At 43.4% G+C, this 17,172-nt stretch carries 15 protein-coding genes and 4 pseudogenes; 14 read left to right on the top strand and 5 right to left on the bottom strand.

Features of this window, described 5'->3' with window-relative positions:
• Window positions 1-551 precede the first annotated feature (551 nt).
• From VSQ32_15865 to VSQ32_15855, 3 genes and pseudogenes are all read left to right on the top strand, one after another.
• Window positions 552-2,377 (top strand): annotated as a pseudogene (locus VSQ32_15865) (reverse transcriptase domain-containing protein).
• Window positions 2,378-2,735: 358 nt separating this feature from the next.
• Window positions 2,736-3,113: a TnpV protein gene (locus VSQ32_15860; GenBank protein ID MEH2944295.1), complete on the top strand. Its 378-nt coding sequence runs from the start codon at window positions 2,736-2,738 to the stop codon at window positions 3,111-3,113.
• Window positions 3,114-3,133: 20 nt separating this feature from the next.
• Window positions 3,134-3,526, top strand: coding sequence for a hypothetical protein (locus VSQ32_15855; GenBank protein MEH2944294.1), 393 nt, complete (start codon window positions 3,134-3,136; stop codon window positions 3,524-3,526).
• A 41-nt stretch (window positions 3,527-3,567) separates the two neighbouring features.
• Here VSQ32_15855 and VSQ32_15850 read toward each other — a convergent pair whose 3' ends face one another.
• The gene (locus tag VSQ32_15850; protein MEH2944293.1) at window positions 3,568-4,377 is read right to left on the bottom strand and encodes a MerR family transcriptional regulator; all 810 of its coding nucleotides are present in this window, start codon (window positions 4,375-4,377) and stop codon (window positions 3,568-3,570) included.
• Window positions 4,378-4,568: 191 nt separating this feature from the next.
• Between VSQ32_15850 and VSQ32_15845 the strand changes: the two genes are divergently transcribed.
• The 4 genes from VSQ32_15845 to VSQ32_15830 all read left to right on the top strand — a co-directional run bounded on the left by VSQ32_15845 (window position 4,569) and on the right by VSQ32_15830 (window position 7,065).
• A complete protein-coding gene (locus VSQ32_15845; GenBank protein ID MEH2944292.1) occupies window positions 4,569-4,796 on the top strand; it encodes a chemotaxis protein CheW in 228 nt (75 codons plus the stop codon).
• A 318-nt stretch (window positions 4,797-5,114) separates the two neighbouring features.
• Window positions 5,115-5,738 (top strand): cytidylate kinase-like family protein, encoded by a 624-nt coding sequence (locus tag VSQ32_15840; GenBank protein ID MEH2944291.1) that lies wholly within the window; start codon window positions 5,115-5,117, stop codon window positions 5,736-5,738.
• On the top strand, window positions 5,735-6,019 hold the full coding sequence (locus tag VSQ32_15835) for an MATE family efflux transporter (protein MEH2944290.1): 285 nt from the start codon (window positions 5,735-5,737) through the stop codon (window positions 6,017-6,019). The genes VSQ32_15840 and VSQ32_15835 overlap by 4 nt, the downstream gene beginning before the upstream one ends.
• Complete coding sequence (locus VSQ32_15830) at window positions 6,016-7,065, top strand: MATE family efflux transporter (GenBank protein MEH2944289.1); 1,050 nt, start codon at window positions 6,016-6,018, stop codon at window positions 7,063-7,065. The genes VSQ32_15835 and VSQ32_15830 overlap by 4 nt, the downstream gene beginning before the upstream one ends.
• 339 nt (window positions 7,066-7,404) lie before the next feature.
• Here the strand turns inward: VSQ32_15830 and VSQ32_15825 are convergent.
• Window positions 7,405-8,537, bottom strand: a protein-coding gene (locus VSQ32_15825) for an IS3 family transposase (protein ID MEH2944288.1) whose coding sequence is annotated in 2 segments (ribosomal slippage) — window positions 7,405-8,270 and window positions 8,270-8,537 — 1,134 coding nt in all. Because the reading frame shifts where the segments join, the coding sequence is not laid out codon by codon here.
• A gap of 176 nt (window positions 8,538-8,713) precedes the next feature.
• Here VSQ32_15825 and tnpA point away from each other — a divergent pair.
• The 7 genes and pseudogenes from tnpA to VSQ32_15790 all read left to right on the top strand — a co-directional run bounded on the left by tnpA (window position 8,714) and on the right by VSQ32_15790 (window position 15,066).
• Entirely contained in the window at window positions 8,714-9,148 is a 435-nt protein-coding gene (gene tnpA / locus VSQ32_15820; protein MEH2944287.1) for an IS200/IS605 family transposase, read from the top strand.
• A gap of 143 nt (window positions 9,149-9,291) precedes the next feature.
• Window positions 9,292-10,353, top strand: coding sequence for a hypothetical protein (locus tag VSQ32_15815; protein MEH2944286.1), 1,062 nt, complete (start codon window positions 9,292-9,294; stop codon window positions 10,351-10,353).
• On the top strand, window positions 10,350-10,487 hold the full coding sequence (locus VSQ32_15810; GenBank protein MEH2944285.1) for a transposon-transfer assisting family protein: 138 nt from the start codon (window positions 10,350-10,352) through the stop codon (window positions 10,485-10,487). The genes VSQ32_15815 and VSQ32_15810 overlap by 4 nt, the downstream gene beginning before the upstream one ends.
• A gap of 798 nt (window positions 10,488-11,285) precedes the next feature.
• Window positions 11,286-12,693, top strand: a pseudogene (gene ltrA, locus VSQ32_15805) (group II intron reverse transcriptase/maturase).
• Window positions 12,694-12,882: 189 nt separating this feature from the next.
• Window positions 12,883-13,782, top strand: a complete 900-nt coding sequence (locus tag VSQ32_15800; protein ID MEH2944284.1) for a hypothetical protein — start codon at window positions 12,883-12,885, stop codon at window positions 13,780-13,782.
• 55 nt (window positions 13,783-13,837) lie between these two features.
• Window positions 13,838-14,368 (top strand): hypothetical protein, encoded by a 531-nt coding sequence (locus tag VSQ32_15795; GenBank protein ID MEH2944283.1) that lies wholly within the window; start codon window positions 13,838-13,840, stop codon window positions 14,366-14,368.
• A gap of 14 nt (window positions 14,369-14,382) precedes the next feature.
• On the top strand, window positions 14,383-15,066 hold the full coding sequence (locus VSQ32_15790) for a hypothetical protein (GenBank protein MEH2944282.1): 684 nt from the start codon (window positions 14,383-14,385) through the stop codon (window positions 15,064-15,066).
• Between the two features lie 77 nt (window positions 15,067-15,143).
• Here VSQ32_15790 and VSQ32_15785 read toward each other — a convergent pair whose 3' ends face one another.
• The 3 genes and pseudogenes from VSQ32_15785 to mobC all read right to left on the bottom strand — a co-directional run bounded on the left by VSQ32_15785 (window position 15,144) and on the right by mobC (window position 17,099).
• The gene (locus VSQ32_15785; protein MEH2944281.1) at window positions 15,144-15,641 is read right to left on the bottom strand and encodes a hypothetical protein; all 498 of its coding nucleotides are present in this window, start codon (window positions 15,639-15,641) and stop codon (window positions 15,144-15,146) included.
• 836 nt (window positions 15,642-16,477) lie between these two features.
• Window positions 16,478-16,918: pseudogene (locus tag VSQ32_15780) on the bottom strand (relaxase/mobilization nuclease domain-containing protein).
• Window positions 16,890-17,099, bottom strand: a pseudogene (gene mobC / locus VSQ32_15775) (plasmid mobilization relaxosome protein MobC). Before mobC ends, VSQ32_15780 begins: the two co-directional pseudogenes overlap by 29 nt.
• Between the last annotated feature and the right edge of the window lie 73 nt (window positions 17,100-17,172).

Raw genomic sequence — 17,172 nt, 5'->3', positions numbered from 1 at the left:
GAAAATTTACGGTCTATCATTCCACGACTTATCCGTGAGGGGAAACCCTCTGGGGAGTGTAGCATGTCGTTGTTATAGTGTTCTTTACTATAACTGGCATAGAATGGCGTAATCTTCTAACCGTCATTTTATGCGGGGATGAAAATCCGTGTATGAGGATGAAAGCTAAACTGCCTGATTGGTAGCCGGAGCCTGGGAGTATCTGGCCTACGTGCGAAAGAAGATGAAACGCATGGTGCTTTGGCGGCTGTCGCTCGATTGTCGGCAGGCGTGGGATATCCAAAGCAAGGCAAGCCTTAGATTAGGTTGAACGGCGAACGCCACATATCTACAAAGATTACCGACAACACGGAACGCTATGTATGGCATATGCTACCGGGGATGACCTAAACCCGCCCATTTGCGGGCATGGTTACACAGCTCCCATAGTAGCCCGTGGACTCTGGATTTACAGGGATAGCCGTAAAAGCGGAAGCGGGAGAGCCGCCCACATGACGAAGGGGAGCAGTATGCTTTTAATACAAACAAGAGAGGAAGGTGCGTGAGGCATCATGAGAAATCCAACTGATGTATTAAATAGCCTGAACAAACAGTCTAAAGATTTATCGTATAGGTTCCAAAGGCTTTACCGGAACTTGTACAACCCGGAGTTTTACCTGTTGGCATACAGGAATATCTACGCCAATGAGGGGAGCATGACGCCGGGTGTGGATGGAGAAACACTGGACGGGATGGGCAGTCCGAGAATAGAGCGTATCATCAGCGCATTGAAAGACCGTTCCTACCGCCCAAAACCTGCACGGCGTACATATATTGCGAAGAAAAACAGCAGTAAAAAGCGTCCGCTTGGGATTCCTTCCGGGGATGACAAGCTGGTGCAGGAAGTAGTCAGAATGATATTGGAAAGTATTTATGAACACACTTTCTCCGATTATTCCCACGGATTCCGCTCGAAAAGGAGCTGTCATACAGCCCTGGAACAGATACAGCGGACATTCGCCAGGGCAAACTGGTTTGTGGAAGGGGATTCCAGGCATGTTTTGACAGCTTTGACCACCACGTGCTGATTGATATCCTGCGCAGGCGCATTGATGATGAAGCATTTATCTCATTGATGTGGAAATTCCTGAAAGCCGGATATATGGAACAATGGCAGTACAACAGGACATACTGCGGCACTCCGCAGGGTTCTGGCATCAGTCCCGTTCTGGCAAATATTTATCTGCATGAACTGGATATGTACGTGGAGGAATACAAGGCAGGCTTTATAAAAGGAAACCGGGCAAGCCGCAAAGTGAACCCGGAATACGCCAGACGGAACCGTGAGGTGCAGAGGTTTATGCGCCAGAACAGGGAAGTATGGGACAGCCTTAGCGAAGCCGAAAAGAAAGAACGTGCCGGGGAATTACGCAGACTGCGGGAGAAACAGAGGGAAATCCCGTCTAAGCAGTTTCGGGATGAAACTTACAAAAATCTGCAATACGTCCGTTATGCGGATGATTTTATCATAAGCATTATCGGGAGCAAAAAGGACGCTGAAGCCTTAAAAGCAGATTTAGCCGTGTTCCTCAAAGAAAAACTGAACCTTACGCTGTCAGTGGAAAAAACCAAAATCACCCATGCAACTGGCCGGGCGAGGTTTCTTGGCTACGATATTTCAATTTCAAAAAGTCAGGAAGTCACAAAACGCCAGGGCAGGAAAGTGAAAGGATACAGCGGCGCAGTGAAACTATATATGCCGCATGAGAAATGGGAATCGAAACTATTGGAGTATGGTGCAATCCGTATTAAGAAAGACAAAGTTACACACAAAGAGCATTGGAAAGCCATCCACAGACCACAGCTTATTAACCGCAAAGACATTGAAATTCTGTCAAAGTACAACTCTGAAATCAGAGGTTTGTACAACTATTACTCACTGGCATGTAATGTATGCGCAATGAGCAAGTTTGCGGGTTTGATGCATTACAGTATGCTGAAAACATTCGCAAATAAATACCGCACAAAGACCAGAAAGATTAAGAAGAAATATTTTAGGGATGGACGGTTTACAGTCATTTACAAGACAAAAAGCGGTATGAAAGAGAGCGTATTTTACAGGGGGCCTTTTATCCGCAAGGATAAGCCCAAGGTGCCGCAGGCAGATATTCTTCCAGCTTACAAGCGGTATGACAGACCAAACCGCATAGCGGCGAAACTGCGCTCGAAAACCTGTGAACTCTGCGGACAGTATACAAATGATGTGGAGATTCATCAGGTAAAACGGCTGAAAAGCCTTAGCGGTGAATATGAGTGGGAAAAAGTTATGCTAAAGAACCGCAGGAAAACGCTGGCAGTATGCCCGGCGTGCCACCGTGAGATACACGGAAAAGACTGATTCGTTAGTTGACGGCATATGGAGAGCCGTGTGCATCGAGAGGTGCCCGCACGGCTCGGGAGGGAGCGTCCACGAGGCGCTTACCTCATGACCTTTACAATACCTCTGACACAAGGGGTACGTCGCAGTCCTACGGTTTAAATTATCAAAAGACCGGAAAAGATATGCCATACTTATTCGTGAAGAGTTGGCTGTCCAAAACAAAAATAAGCAGAACAGGGACACGATCAGCCGGCAATTCAGCTAATCATGTCTTTTTTATTTCTTTTAATCTGGTACAATTCTGTATGTCTGAAAAAGTAAGGTAAGGGAATAATGGGTTGAATCAACCAAACGAAAGTATGTCAGGAGGAAAGGCATGGGTGAACTAAAGGAACGGATAACGGAAAATGGTATTGATTATATACTGGTAGGGGATTATTATATGCCTGATTTGAAACTGCCGGAAGAAAACCGTTCGATTGGGTATTTTGGTCGGCTGCATCGGGATTACCTGAAGCAGAAACATTCCGCACGTTATACAGCATTATTACTGACTTGTGAATTGTGGACTTACCTTGCCGATTTGAACGAGCAGGCAGAGAAACGGTTAGATATTATTATGGAGCAGATGAAAGCTGCAGAAGGAGTGACCGAGGAACTAAAGGCTAAAAATCAGTGGGAATGGATTCAGAAAATGAACAGTATCCGGTATCGGGCAGAGGAAATAGTAAAAAATGAGATGATTTATATTTAAATCATGGAGGCAAAAGCAATATGGAAAAGAAAATTTATATCACAGAGGAAGAACAGGCAAAGTGCCAAAAGGTGGCTGATGCGTTTACGGAGCTGTACGAAATGGCAGATATTGTAGTGGTTGATGTGGGCAGATACGGTTTTGTGATGTTGAAATACTATATGCCGCCGCATGGCTTTGAGGAAGATGAAACTTTTACGGACAGCAGGACATTGTTTGATGCTCTCTGGCAGGAGTGGCTTCATACAATGCTGTATTTGGCGGCAAAGGAAATGCAGTTAAATGACATTCTTTATGAGGACGTATTCAGTTACTTATCAAAAGAAAAACAGTCGGCAATTATCGGTAGCTTTTCTCATGCAAACAAGGTACTTAGAAAACGCAGATATAAAAGGATGAAAGGAATGGGATGAATTTCATCGGCGTAGTAGCATAATGTCAATTATAAAATGTATTATTTAGCCTGGGCATTAATGGAAACTGGTAGGCATCGTAATTCATATTGAGGATTTTCTGAATTATATTCAGGAGTAAATAGTTCTGCCTCAATAATAATTTTATTCTTTCCAGTCAGTTCCGGAAAAATATCGTTATATTCAAAAAAGGACTCTTTTGCTACGGTCATACAAAAATATTCAGACGGTGGGATTTGGATAATGTTATCCGGCAACTGGCTTGTACCGCTGATAATATCTACAGTAATATAATTATAGATGGTATCACAGTTTTCTTTGCAGATAATCAGCCTGCCTGTATCATAAGTTGTTATAACTCCCTGTTTTTCCATATCACAGATTTTCGGATAAAAATATAAAAGCCGTTCGGATTTATTTTCAAAAGCCTGATAGGGTTCAATCCATAAATTAACAGCAGACATCCGGCATCGTATAACGCCATGTTCCTGAAGGACTTTTTCGCAGCGTTTTGTTTCGCCCTGCATCTGGTCAAGGCGTGCAAGACGGTTTTTAATCTGCTGGTATTTCTGTTCTGCAAGGCGGCTTCCGTCCTCAAATAATTTATTATAATACAGATGGCTGTTGGCTTCATCATAGTATTCGTGAAACCGTTTTAGCGGGATACCGAGGTCTATACAAAGCTGGATTGCATCAACCAGTATGATTTGGGACGGGCTGTAATAACGGTAACCGCTTTCAGCAATGAGTACGGGTTTCAGTATTCCTAACTGATCGTAGTAACGCAGACATTTCACATTGATTTTTGCCAGTTTTGAAAATTCACCTATAGAAAATAAATTTCGGTTCATAAATATACAAATTCTCCTTTTAAATTTCCCATAATGAGAAAGTTTTCGCAAATCATTATATATACTGCAATGGAATATGTCAATAAAGTTTGGTTTATGGTTAAAAAAATAAAATATTGCTGAAAAAGGATATCATCTGTTGACTCTCCTATAATAGGATAGTTTATTCTGATAGGGAGAGGAGTGATAGTTTGACAGATACATTACAGATTATAATCTTTTATCTCGGAACAGAATGTTTTGGATTGGATATTAAAGGTGTAAATTGGGTGGTTACGGGGAAAGCAGAACAGGGTACAAAAATGGAAGCGAAAGCGGACAGACGGACAGTGACTCTGAATAATGAAGTGATACCAGTTTTGAACCTGTATAAAAAATTACATATTAAGCCTTTGAAAGAAAATAGTAATTTTTTTTGATTCTTCCTGATGCTAAAGGCAGTTTTATAGCAATTACTGTTGATAAAGTGGAAAAAAGCTGTCCGATACCGTTTGAATGTATAAAACCGGTGCCACTGGTTTTAAGGAATTCAAAAACGCAGTATTTGGAAGAAATTGTGAGCTTGGAAGGCAGACTTATATTGATGGTTTCTAAAGAATGGCTGTTTCAGATAACAAGGTAAAGCATAGTAATATTTTATTTTGCATAAAAAGAACGAACAGCTATTGACTCTCCTACGGTGGGATAGTTTATAATCTTATATTGGCGGCAAATTTTAGAAATTGGAGGAATGACATATGAAACATAAAATTATTACAATCAGCCGTGAGTTTGGCAGCGGGGGACGTGAATTAGGAAAGCGGCTGTCTGACCAGCTTGGTGTTCCCTATTTTGACAGGGAGATTTTGGAAGAACTTTCCAAACGGCTTAGTATGGAGGAAGATTATATTGAGAAGATTACGGAAAAATATCCTTTTGGCATTACGCTGCACTTTAACCGCAGTATCAGCACTTTTTCACAGGTCACACAGGGATATACGGAAATCCTTGGCATTCAGCATAAGCTGCTGAAAGAAATTGCAGGGCGGGAAAGCTGTATCATTGTAGGGCGTGGTGCAAATGTTATTTTGGAGGAATATGAACCGTTTAATATTTTTGTGTATGCAGATGCAGAGTCAAAAGTAAAACGCTGTAAAGAACGTGCTGCCGAAACAGAAGTAATATCCGAAAAAGTGTTTCTGCTCCAAATGAAAGAGATTGACCGTGCAAGGGCAAAAACGCAGGAGCTTTTTTCTTCCAGCAAATGGGGGGAGAAAAGCGGGTATCATCTCTGTGTCAATACAAGCTGGCAGGAAATTAAAAACCTGACTCCGGCTGTTGCGTCCTATATTACTGCATGGTTTGAAGGGAGAAATTTATGAGAATACAGTTATCTGACCATTTTACCTATAAACGGCTCGTGCGTTTTGTAATGCCGTCCATATGTATGAATGTTTTTTCAGCGTTATACTACATAGTAGACGGCTTTTTTGTTTCCAATTTTGTAGGGAAAACGCCTTTTGCGGCAATTAATCTTATCTTCCCGCTCCTTATGGCTATCAGTACGATAGGGTTTATGATTGGTTCGGGTGGAAGCGCAGTCATATCCAAAACATTAGGGGAGGGAGAACAAGAGAAAGCAAACCAGTATTTTCCCTTATGATTTACTTTATTATCATTATAAGCACGATAATTGCCATATTTGGAGCGATATTTATCCGCCCTATTATGTCTATGTTCGGTGTAGATGGAGAAATTCTTGAATATGGTATTCTCTATGGCAGGATTATGTTTATTACACTTCCGGCTTTTATCCTGCAATATACATACCAGTGCTTTTTTGTCGCAGCAGAAAAACCAAACCTTAGTCTTGTGTTTATGGTGGCATCAGGGGTTACCCATGTTGCGCTGGACTGGATATTCATTGCCATTTTCGACTGGGGTATTTTGGGGGCGGCTTATGCCTGTGCTGTCGGACAGATTATTGGCGGGGTTGGACCTCTGATTTATTTTGCAAGAAAAAACAGCAGCCTGCTCAGGCTGACAAAAACAAAGTTCTATGGAAAAGTCCTTTGGAAAACCTGCACAAACGGTTCTTCTGAAATGGTAACAAACCTTTCTACCTCTGTTATGAACATGATTTATAATTTCCAGCTTTTACGAATTGCAGGGGAAGATGGCGTTGTTGCATATGGTGTTATCATGTATATCTATGTGATATTTACAGGCGTGTTTTTCGGATATTCTATTGGCAGCTCACCAATTGTAGGCTATCACTATGGCGCAGGCAATACAGACGAATTAAAGAATATGTTCAAAAAAGGGATTGTTTTGATGGCGGTTTTAGGTGTAGGAATGTTAGCTGCTGCAGAAATTTTGAATGTTCCACTCGTTCGGACTTTTACAAGTTATGATGAAGAACTGTTCCGCATGACATCAAGGGGATTTCGAATTTATTCATGTTCGTTCCTGTTTATGGGATTTAACATTTGGGCGTCCGGATTCTTTACAGCTTTAAACAATGGGGCAGTTTCGGCGGCAATCTCTTTTGTAAGGACTTTTGTTTTTCAGATAGCAGCTATTTTCATTTTGCCGCTCCTAATTGGAATTGACGGAATATGGTCTGCTATTGTGGCGGCGGAATTTATATCGGTGTTTATGTCCGTGGCTTTTTTATATGCATACAGAAAACGATATCAATACGTTTAAGCAATAAAAAGATTGTTTTTAGTATTGTTTTGTTAACGAAACTTTCTTCACAAAGCTGCTTTCGCTACATAGGTATATCTAAAAACAGCATATTTAAAAAGTGTAAAGGGAGTATACGAATAGCTGACAACAAGAGTATTCATGATAAGTGTGGCATAATGCCTGAAGAACAAAGAAAAGCAACATAATGAAAATGAAACAAAAAGTACATAAATACAAGATTAAGAAGGATTTCAAAATTAATAGCATACTGCACAAAAAAAGTGTATCGGAATGAGGCATAAAACTTCAATTACGATACACTTTTTAGTACCATATAAGTGGATTGTCAACACTTTTTCAGACAACTTTTTTAAGGTTGTTTTCCCTATATTGTACCGGTGTTTGATATCCTAAAGCGGAATGTATTCTGTGATGGTTATACCAGTTCACATAATCCCATAACTTCAATTTCAGCTCCTTCAGATCTGCAAATGTTTCATTCCATACGAATTCTGTTTTTATAATCTTAAATGTCGCTTCTGCTACGGCATTATCATAAGGGCATCCTTTATGGCTCAGGGAACGTTCTATATCAAATGCCTCCAGCAGTTCTTCGATTGTCTGGTTTTTGAATTCGTTTCCACGGTCAGTATGGAACAGGCGGATATCCTGCAGACTTCCTTCCACACTCTGGAATGCCTCTTTTACAAGTCCTGCCGTTTTATGCTCTCCGGCACTGTAGCCTATGATTTCCCTGTTAAAGAGGTCTACAAGTACACATATGTAATTCCAGTCTGTCCCTACCCTTACATATGTTAAATCGCTTATTACAACGTCCCTGTATTCCCTGTCCTGAAACTGACGGTCCAGGACATTTCCTGTTTTGGATTCGTTGCAGGTGTCTTTGTGCGGCTTAAATTGTGCGGTTGTGTAATTGGAAACCAGGCCTTCCTGCTTCATGATCCGTCCAGTCCGGCGTCTGGATACCTGTTTTCCTGTTTTCATCAGCTCCTCCTTTATTTTGCGTGTGCCGTAATTGTTACGGCTTGCTTTGAAAATTTCTGTGATTTCAGAGGAGAGCTCTGAATCGACGGGCGTTTGTTTTGCTTCGTAATAATAAGTGCTTCTGTTTACCTGCAGGACGCGGCACATTGCTGATACAGAGTATTTGTGGGCATTGGCCTTTATCACATTTACTTTCGTCCTGAGATCAGCGCCGCCTGTTTTAAAATATCGTTCTCCATCTTAAGCTGCTGGTTTTCCTTACGGAGTTTTAGCAGTTCTTCCTGCTCTGGTGTGCGGTTGTCCTTTTCGTGGAAAGAGCCGGAGTTTTCCGCCTGCTTTACCCATTTATCAAACAGGGAATGAGCAATATCGTATTCCCGGCAGATATCACATCTTCGTTTACCGGAATGGTATAAATCCACCAGCTGCTGTTTAAATTCATCTGTGTACTTACGAGGTTTTCTGTTCTGTTTTGATTCGGTCATATTGGCTGCTCCTTTTCTTACTGGTTTTATATTATATGACCTTAAAAAATCTGTCCAGTTTATTGTCTGTATAATGGGGTTAAAACCCTCGCCTTTAGGCGAAACCTTTAGGTAAACCCCATAGCTTCAAGTTTAGAAAAGGTGAAAACAGAGATACTAAACTTGAGGTGAAAGAAATGGAAAATTACAGAAAGTCAGCACATTGCACATACGATATCAAGTACCATTTAGTCTGGATAACAAAATATCGAAAACCAGTGATAACAGGAAAAATAGCGATAAGAACAAGAGAACTCATCAGAATCATCTGCCAGAGCAATGAAGTAGAAATACTGGCAGGACATGTTGGAAATGACCATATCCATCTGTTGGTATCCGTTCCGCCGCATTTGTCAGCGAGTAAGTTGGTACAGTATATAAAAGGGAATACGTCGCGAAAATTGCAGATGGAATATAAAGAATTAAATAAGCAATTCTGGGGTCAACACTTGTGGGCAAGAGGCTATTTTGTAGCAAGCAGTGGAAATGTAACAGATGAAATCATCAAGGAGTATATCAAGAATCAAGATCTGCAAGAGAGGAGCAATTCTGATAACTTTGAGATAGGATAAAAGTAATGGGATACCGATAACTTGCAGCATGCACAACTTTAGGCTGCTTTAGCAGCATGTTGAACCTACCGGCTTTAGCCGGTAGTGGTTCAGTGTAACCTATCCAGACACAGGAGGATATAGAACTGGGTGTCTACGCTTATTTGCAGTCTAAAATTGACGAGTATGGGATAAATATAGAGCTTGTTGATGCAGCAGTATCCGGAAGTCGGTGCAGAGGTTTGGAGGAAGCGGCTTCTGACCTTGACGTGGTGGTGGAGTACCGGGGAAGGGAAAGCGAAGATGACCTGTTCAATGCCTTTAACGAGGACGGTTTTACAATCGGCGGCGTTAAGGTAGACATCAATCCCATTACAGAGGGCAAGACCGGGACGCTTGGGGAGTATCTTCCGGGTGTGGAAGCCTGTCTTGCGGAAAAAAGAGCCGCCCTGCAGGAGAAAGCCGCAGAGCAGGCACAGGAGGAAAAACAGACGGTTGTCACCCTTACAGTGGCGGAGTGCGGGGAATTCCACAATTTCGGAGAGTACCATGAGGATATAGCGGGTGTGGAGGAAGCAATCGCCATTTTCAACCGGATACCGCCGGAGAGGATGAACGCTGTCCCAAGCATCGGCATCAATATCCATACAGAAGGGACAGAGAGCTATGAGGATACGCAGATGGATATTGTATCCGGAAGAATTGCGGATTTGGAGATTCTGGACTATGTGCCGGATATTACCGACAACCCGAAGGCGGTGGAGATCATTGCGGAGCTGATCGACAAGCTGCCGGACATCGAGGTGCGGGGTTCTCTGGAAAAGTGGCAGGCGGCTTTCCTTGCTGCGGAGATAGACCAGCTTTCCTGCAACTACAACACTGTTCAGTACAATCAGACCGTGGAGGACAGGGAAGCGCAGATAGCGAACATCACAGAGGACATCAGGAACGGGAATACCGGGTACCTGAATGATTTCCTCAAGGCGCTCATTTCAGACAGTATCCGGGAAGGCATGACGGACATTATCGGGAAAGGGACGGAGCCTGATGACAGTAAGGGCGTACAGACCGCAAGGAAGGCGAAGGAGCTGTTAGATAAGCTGGCGGAATACAAGCCGCTTGCAAAGATTGAGGAACTGGAAGAATGTAACTACAACATGATTGATAACGTCCTGAACAATGAGAAGCCGAAAGAGGAAAAAGAGAAGCATACAGGAAGGGCATGATTGCCGACATAAAGAACGTGATCCCCCATATACAGGACAGTGACATGGTGGAGCTTGCCGGACAGATCTTAGGGAAACTGGAAGCCATGAGCGATGCGGAATTTGCAGAGGTGGTATTGGAAGCGGCAGAGTGATTAACGCAAATCTTTTATAGCATTATTCGACATAACGTGCTATAATTCTCTTAGTCAGATTAGAGCAGGTAGGGATAGTCTGCGGTTGTCCTTTCTGGAAACGGAAAGGAGGTCGGTATGAACACACTTGAGATACTTACACTGCTGTTGGTCATTTTCGCAGCATTAACATACTTAGACAACAGAAACAACCGCAAGTAACGGAAAAGGCTATCTTCTACTGCAATAGAGGATAGCCTGTAATCCGTTTGCTTTTTTGAAATTGATTACTCGTTTCCGATTGCCAGCCGTTGGACGCTTCAATATCCTTCGGTTTCTAACCTGATTATAAACCAACACTGCGAATTTTGCAAGAGGGTTTAGGGAATGGGGGTGCTTCGGCACTCCTGTTTTTTTGGTGTGCCCGGTGGGCATACATTCTAACGGGTGAAAGTCCCCAATCCGCCCGGCAGTGGGAAGGATACAGCCAAAGCCAGGGGTGTCCATCGTGAGGTGGAATCTGAAGAAAGGATCAGGCAAAACTCTGGCTTGCTACATTTGAGGCTAAATACAGGGATAAGGTTGCCAAACAAACCAAAGTCCGATAACTGCACGAAACTGTAGTTAGCAGTTATGGAGTGAGTATAAGAGGGAAAGAGCGTGTGAGTACCCGGGGAGGTCTCGTGGACGCATCCAGTGCAATAAAATATTTGCGGAAGCGGTTGAAACAAGATTTATCACGAGAAGTCAGCAGAGGTCATAGTACCACTACGGTTGCAAACGTGGTGGGAAGGACTGAACTTTAGGAGATGTGAGTAAATGAATGTAACCAAAGATGGGTTTAAGGACAGACAACTTGATATGGAAGACTATCTGCAAATGGTATCTGCGGAACAGAAAGAGTATGCAGAAGTGTCCGTCTGTCAGCGGATTACTGAAAACAACGACATCATCACGGACTTTTGGACGGACAATCTACTGGAACTGATTTTGCGAAAAGACAACTGAAACAAAGCGTATAAAAGAGTGAAATCAAACAAAGGCAAAGGCGGGATTGACGGGATGCAGGTGGATGAACTTCTGCCCTGCCTGAAAGAAAACCAGAGCGAAATAATCCAGAAGATAAGGGAAGGAAAATATAAACCGAATCCAGTCCGCAGGGTAGAGATACCCAGGGAAGAAAAAGGCAGGGTCAGGAAACTGGGAATACCCACTGTTGTAGACCGCCTGGTTCAGCAGGCAGTCACCCAGGAACTGTCGCCGCTGTTTGAACCGCAGTTTTCAGAAAACAGTTATGGGTTCAGACCGGGAAGGAGCCAGCATGACGCATTGAGAGCCTGCAAAAAGAATGCAGAGGAAGGGTATGTATATGTGGTAAGCATGGATTTAGAGAAATTTTTTGATACGGTAAACCACAGCAAACTCATAGAGGTACTGTCACGGACAGTCAAGGACGGACGTGTGGTATCGCTGATACACAAATACCTGAACGCAGGAGTATTGCAGAACGGATTCTTTGAGAAAACGGAGGAAGGCGTGCCCACAGGGTGGACCGTTAAGCCCATTGTATGGAAATGTGATGCTGAATGAACTGGATAAGGAACTGGAACGCAGGGGACACCGATTCGTAAGGTATGCGGACGATGCGCTGATATTCTGCAAGAGCAGAAAGAGTGCGGAGAGGACGCTTGCGAACATAATCCCATTCATAGAGGGAGAATTATTCCTGAAAGTAAACCGGGCCAGGACAACAGTAACCCATGTCAGCAAAATAAAATATCCGGGATACGCATTTTACAGGAACAAAGGGGAGTGCAGATTCCGGGTACACCCTAAGAGTGCCAAAAAGATGAAAGGCAAGCTAAGGGAGATAACCCGGAAGAGCAAAGGGTGGAGTAACGACTACCGGCGACAGAAACTTGCGGAGTATGCCAGAGGGTGGATAAATTACTACAAACTTGCAGACATGAAAGGACTGATGTCGGAGACAGATGAATGGCTCCGGCGCAGAATACGTGCAATCTATTGGAAACAATGGAAAAAGGTGAAAACGAGGTACCGAAACCTAAGAGCGTTAAAGATTGAAGAATGGCAGGTGCATCAGATAGCCAACAGCCGGAAAGGTTACTGGAGGACAGCACAGATATTAAGAATTGCCCTTACCAATAAAGTAATAGCCAGGCTGGGATATATCTCCATGCTTGACTATTATCTAAAAGTATCGTGAAAACTATTGAACCGTTGTATACCGAACGGTACGTACAGTGGTGTGGGAGGTCGGCTGCTCAATTAATGGGTAGCCTCCTACCCGATTGTCTTGAACAATGGAGAGTTTCTCTGTATAATAAAACCATAGCAGACAGGGCATAGCTGATCTGCCAGATTGATCAGCAAAAGCCAGAACCGAGGTGATACGATGCAGGGTGAAACATTACAGGAAGAACCAAAAGGGAAAACAGCGGAGAAAAAGGAGGCGTTTGCAAAATATACGGCGAAAGACAGTGTTTTTTCAACGCTTTTTCGGGATAAGAAGTACCTGATACAGCTATACCATGCGCTCCACCCGGAGGATGCGGAGACGACGGAAGATGCGCTTACGGACATTACGATAAGAAATGTCCTCACGAATGGGATCTACAATGACCTGTGTTTCAGAGTTGGGGATAAAGTCATGTTCCTGGTCGAGCATCAATCTTCATGGACGATGAATATCATTATACGTGTGCTGATGTATTTAGCGCAGATTTACCACGATTACTTTGAGGAACAGGATGCAGACTTATACGGAAGTAAGAAAGTTCATGTACCAGAACCGGAATTATACATGATTTTTACAGGAGAGCGTACCGACAGGCCGGAAACGATTTCACTTTCCAAAGAATTTTTCGGTGGTAAGGAATGTGCCATTGAAATAAAGGTGAAAGTGCTTTATGGTGGCAAAGGCAATGACATTATCAGCCAGTATGTAAATTTTACAAAAGTATATAATGAACAGGTGAAACAGTATGGGAGAAGCCGGGAAGCTGTCACGGAAACTATCCGTATCTGTAAGGACAGTGACGTGCTCCGGGAGTTTTTGGCAGGCAGGGAAAAGGAGGTTATATCTATTATGATGGCTTTGTTTGATGAAGAAAAGATTATGCGTACCCATATAGCAAGCGAAAAGAAAGCAGCCTCAAAAGAGACTGCACGAAAAGCTGCGGAACAGATGTTGAGGTTGGGGAAATTGTCAGCAGAAGAAATTGCAGGCTGTTTTACGGAGTTGTCTGTGGAGGACATTCTGGAAATTGAAAAAGGATTGTTTCAAACGATATAATACTTGTCATCACGCAGATACAATGGAGAAAAATCAATAGAATCCCCGGCTGTGAATGGATATAGCCGGGGTTATTTACATGGAGGATACAGTGAAAGAATCAGAACTGATAGGGAAAGTACACTCTGCTGTCTACCACCAGTGCCAGAAGAGAGGATATGCTGCCCCGGCAGATGTACTGGTTGACGTAGGAGTGTTGCCAAAGCAGAAATATGAGGACTGGAGGTTCGGGAAAATACGGTATCTGGAAGCGGTCTGTACGTGTAATTTAAAGAAACTTTCATTTATCATGAAACAGATTCGCTCCTATGCGAAGAAATCAAATCTGAAACCGTCCTTCTGCTACTATAAACGATGGGGCGTGAAGAAAAGGCATGGGCATAAGCCGGTAATCCCCCTGCAGTTCAGTAAAAGTGGAAATCCAGAGATTGAAAAGGCATATGCAACACATTATGTGGATTCAGGATGGATAGAACAGTTGAAGAAAGAAAAGATGGAGAAAGCGGCAGCTGCAAACCAGGCTGAAATATCGGACGGAACACAAGATATGCCGATTAATATTCCTGACAGCAGAAGTGGGGCATAAAATGGGGAGGAAAGATGGGAAAAGAACCGGACAAAAAATATGAAACCATGAAGAAAATCATGGATGCTTTAGAGGATATTTTATGCTCCTGCCAGGGCAGGGGGCATATGTCCGTGTATGTTGACCTGGATTCCCTTGCGTTTTTCACAAGCCTGATTGCATACGGCCGGGTACAGGTAGAAAATTACAGGTACGACTATAATGATAATATCTGGGAGGATGAAGAAGCTGAATGGATTTATAGGGAGTTTGTCCCGCAGACAAGATGGCGTGTAGGGCAGCATACCCAGATAGAAGCGATACGGATGAACGCATTGAAGCAGCTTGCGTCCCTGGGTACGCCGACATATCAGGGACAGATTTATTATGCGGATACAGGCTCTGTCCTGATATGTGGGGAAATCCTGCCCTATGGGATTTTCCAGTTGTTTACAGATATGCCGGAAGTGAAGAAATTATATGTTTTCCCCTACCCGTTCCGGGAGGGATGGGAAAAGCCGCTCTATTCTTCTTTTGAGCCGACAGAATCGGCACTGGAGGAAATGCGAAAATATGTGGAGAGGAAATTGGAAGAAACACTCCGTATAATGAGAGAAACACCCTTCGGGTATCCCTCTATGCCATCCGGCAGTAAAGAGGAAAAAAGCGAAAGCATTAGCGTAGTAATCCCTAAATTGGATGGAGAAGATATTTTTTAAATATATCCGTTTTATTAGAAAATAACAGCCGCAGAATTTTCATATGGAATCCTGCGGCTGTTTTCCTGCCAGAATGATTAAGAAATGTCGGCGCTTTTCTGTTTTCCCGGCTGTCGGGTATGCGTCTGTCCTAAGATATTATCGACATTGGAGCAGACTGTATACAATTCATTTTGGTAATCCCGGTAGTAATGGTAGGTTTTCTGTACCTCTTTTTTCTGTTGGAGCAGCTTTTCCTTTTCTGCTTTCAATAGTTTCATGGAGGGGAGTTTCCCGTCTGCAGACTGCCCTTTCAGAAATTTCCGTGCGGATTCATAGAGTGCAATTTCCGTCGGATATTCCTGCCGGAACTGCCCTTTATTCTTTACTTTCATAAACTTTTGGTAAGCAGATTTATTGGCGAGGTACTGGCCTGTGTAATGGATTTGAACATTTACCTTCCGGAGATTATCTTCCACAGACTTTAAATCTTTTCTGGAAGAGGAAGCATGGTTCTTAATTTCTGAAAAAGAATCTTCCAGGGAATCCCTTGTATCATACCTATGTTCCTGTATATAAGCGACCGTCTTAGCCATCTCTTTCAGGTTGGAAGGTTTCACCTTGTTAGCGTAGGCGGATTCTGCTGTGCCTTTACGCAGTCCTGCAGATTAACCACCAGCCGCAGATCCGACTTGATAAACAGGATTGATACAGCTTCCTTCTGCAGTAGATTGGATGGATGGGGTGCAAATTTCTCCGATTCCGTATTATATTTTTCCACATCAACCGTTTTCTTTTTGTTTTCTTTACGTTCTGCATTTTCCTTAAACAGCTCCCGGAGGTAATCTTCTTCATAATGTGTACCGAGCGCCCTTCCCGTTATATATTTGTTCCGCTCCGGGGGGAGATAGCTGAACCTGCCACGGCTGACTTTCAGTTTGACATCATATTTTTCAAAAAGTAATTTCTGAAAATCTTCCTGGCTGCAGGAAACGGCTGCGGCATCTTCGATTGCAGAACGTAAGAAATCTTTCTGTGTTTGGAATACCGTTTTTCGTGGTGTAAGCCCGTCTGCACGGAGCTGTCTGTTACGTTCATCCAGTTTCTTTTGCCCCCTGCGCCCTGCATGGTATTCCCGGTCTGTGATTTTTTTCTCTGCAGGGGCAAGGAGGTCTACCTGATGCAGATGTTCCCGGCGGCATATATCCATAAGTGACTGCTTTAAGTGGATCAGGTAATCTTTGGTGACATGATGCTTATACCCGGCACGGGAATCGCAGGGGCGCTCCACATAATATTCTGCCATGCCACCTCGATTCCGCTGCGCTCCATCTCGGTGCGGCTGATCGCCGTATACAGAATTGTCCAAACATCCCTTAGCAAGTGAACTTGCACGGTCTGCTTGGACAGTTCTGTGCATGGCTTGACAGGTATCATATTTCCGCAAGCTGTTGATCACGATATGCACATGGATGTTGCCGCTTTCATTATGCCCATCCATGTGGGTGCAGACAAGAGCCTGATGTCCGGGGAAGTTCTTCTTTGTATATTCCATTCCAATCTGCTGTGCCTGTTCCCCGGTCAGTCCATTTTCTGCTGCGTCCTTTGGATCGAAGCTGATGATATAATGGTGGGATTTGATTTCATCATAGGATTCGTTTTTGTGGTGCAGGGCGTTCAGTTCCCTGCACTCCATGTCGAACGTGAACGGCTCACAGTTTATGCCGTCCATGATATATTCCTTTCGTGGGATCAATTCACCATTTTCATCAAGTATCGGTTTGTTCGTACTTTCATCATACTGGAATATGAGATATCGTTGTGCTTCCCCATAGTCGGCATTTTTACTTGCTATGTGTTTCAGTATTGCCATCCAAACTACCTCCGGCGGCAGAGTGGAAATCTCCCGTCATCTTTAAGACTTCATACTTCATTTCATAAATTCTGGCCACGCTCTGGTCGATTGCCTTACGCATTTCCTGTGAGTGGATGCCGCCGCTGTTAAAATGTCTTGCAATCTGGTTTAAGTTGCTTCCGATTTTCCCAAACTTAGAAGGCTTCCACGCTTCGAAGAGCAAGATTCGCCTGTCATCATTGGAAGAGGAAGTCGGCATAAAGCTTTTTCAC

This window comes from Lachnospiraceae bacterium JLR.KK002 (assembly GCA_036941025.1).
GTDB lineage: Bacteria > Bacillota > Clostridia > Lachnospirales > Lachnospiraceae > Petralouisia.
The sequence above is the reverse complement of the archived record's forward strand: the minus strand, read 5'-3'. Positions and strand labels throughout refer to the sequence as shown.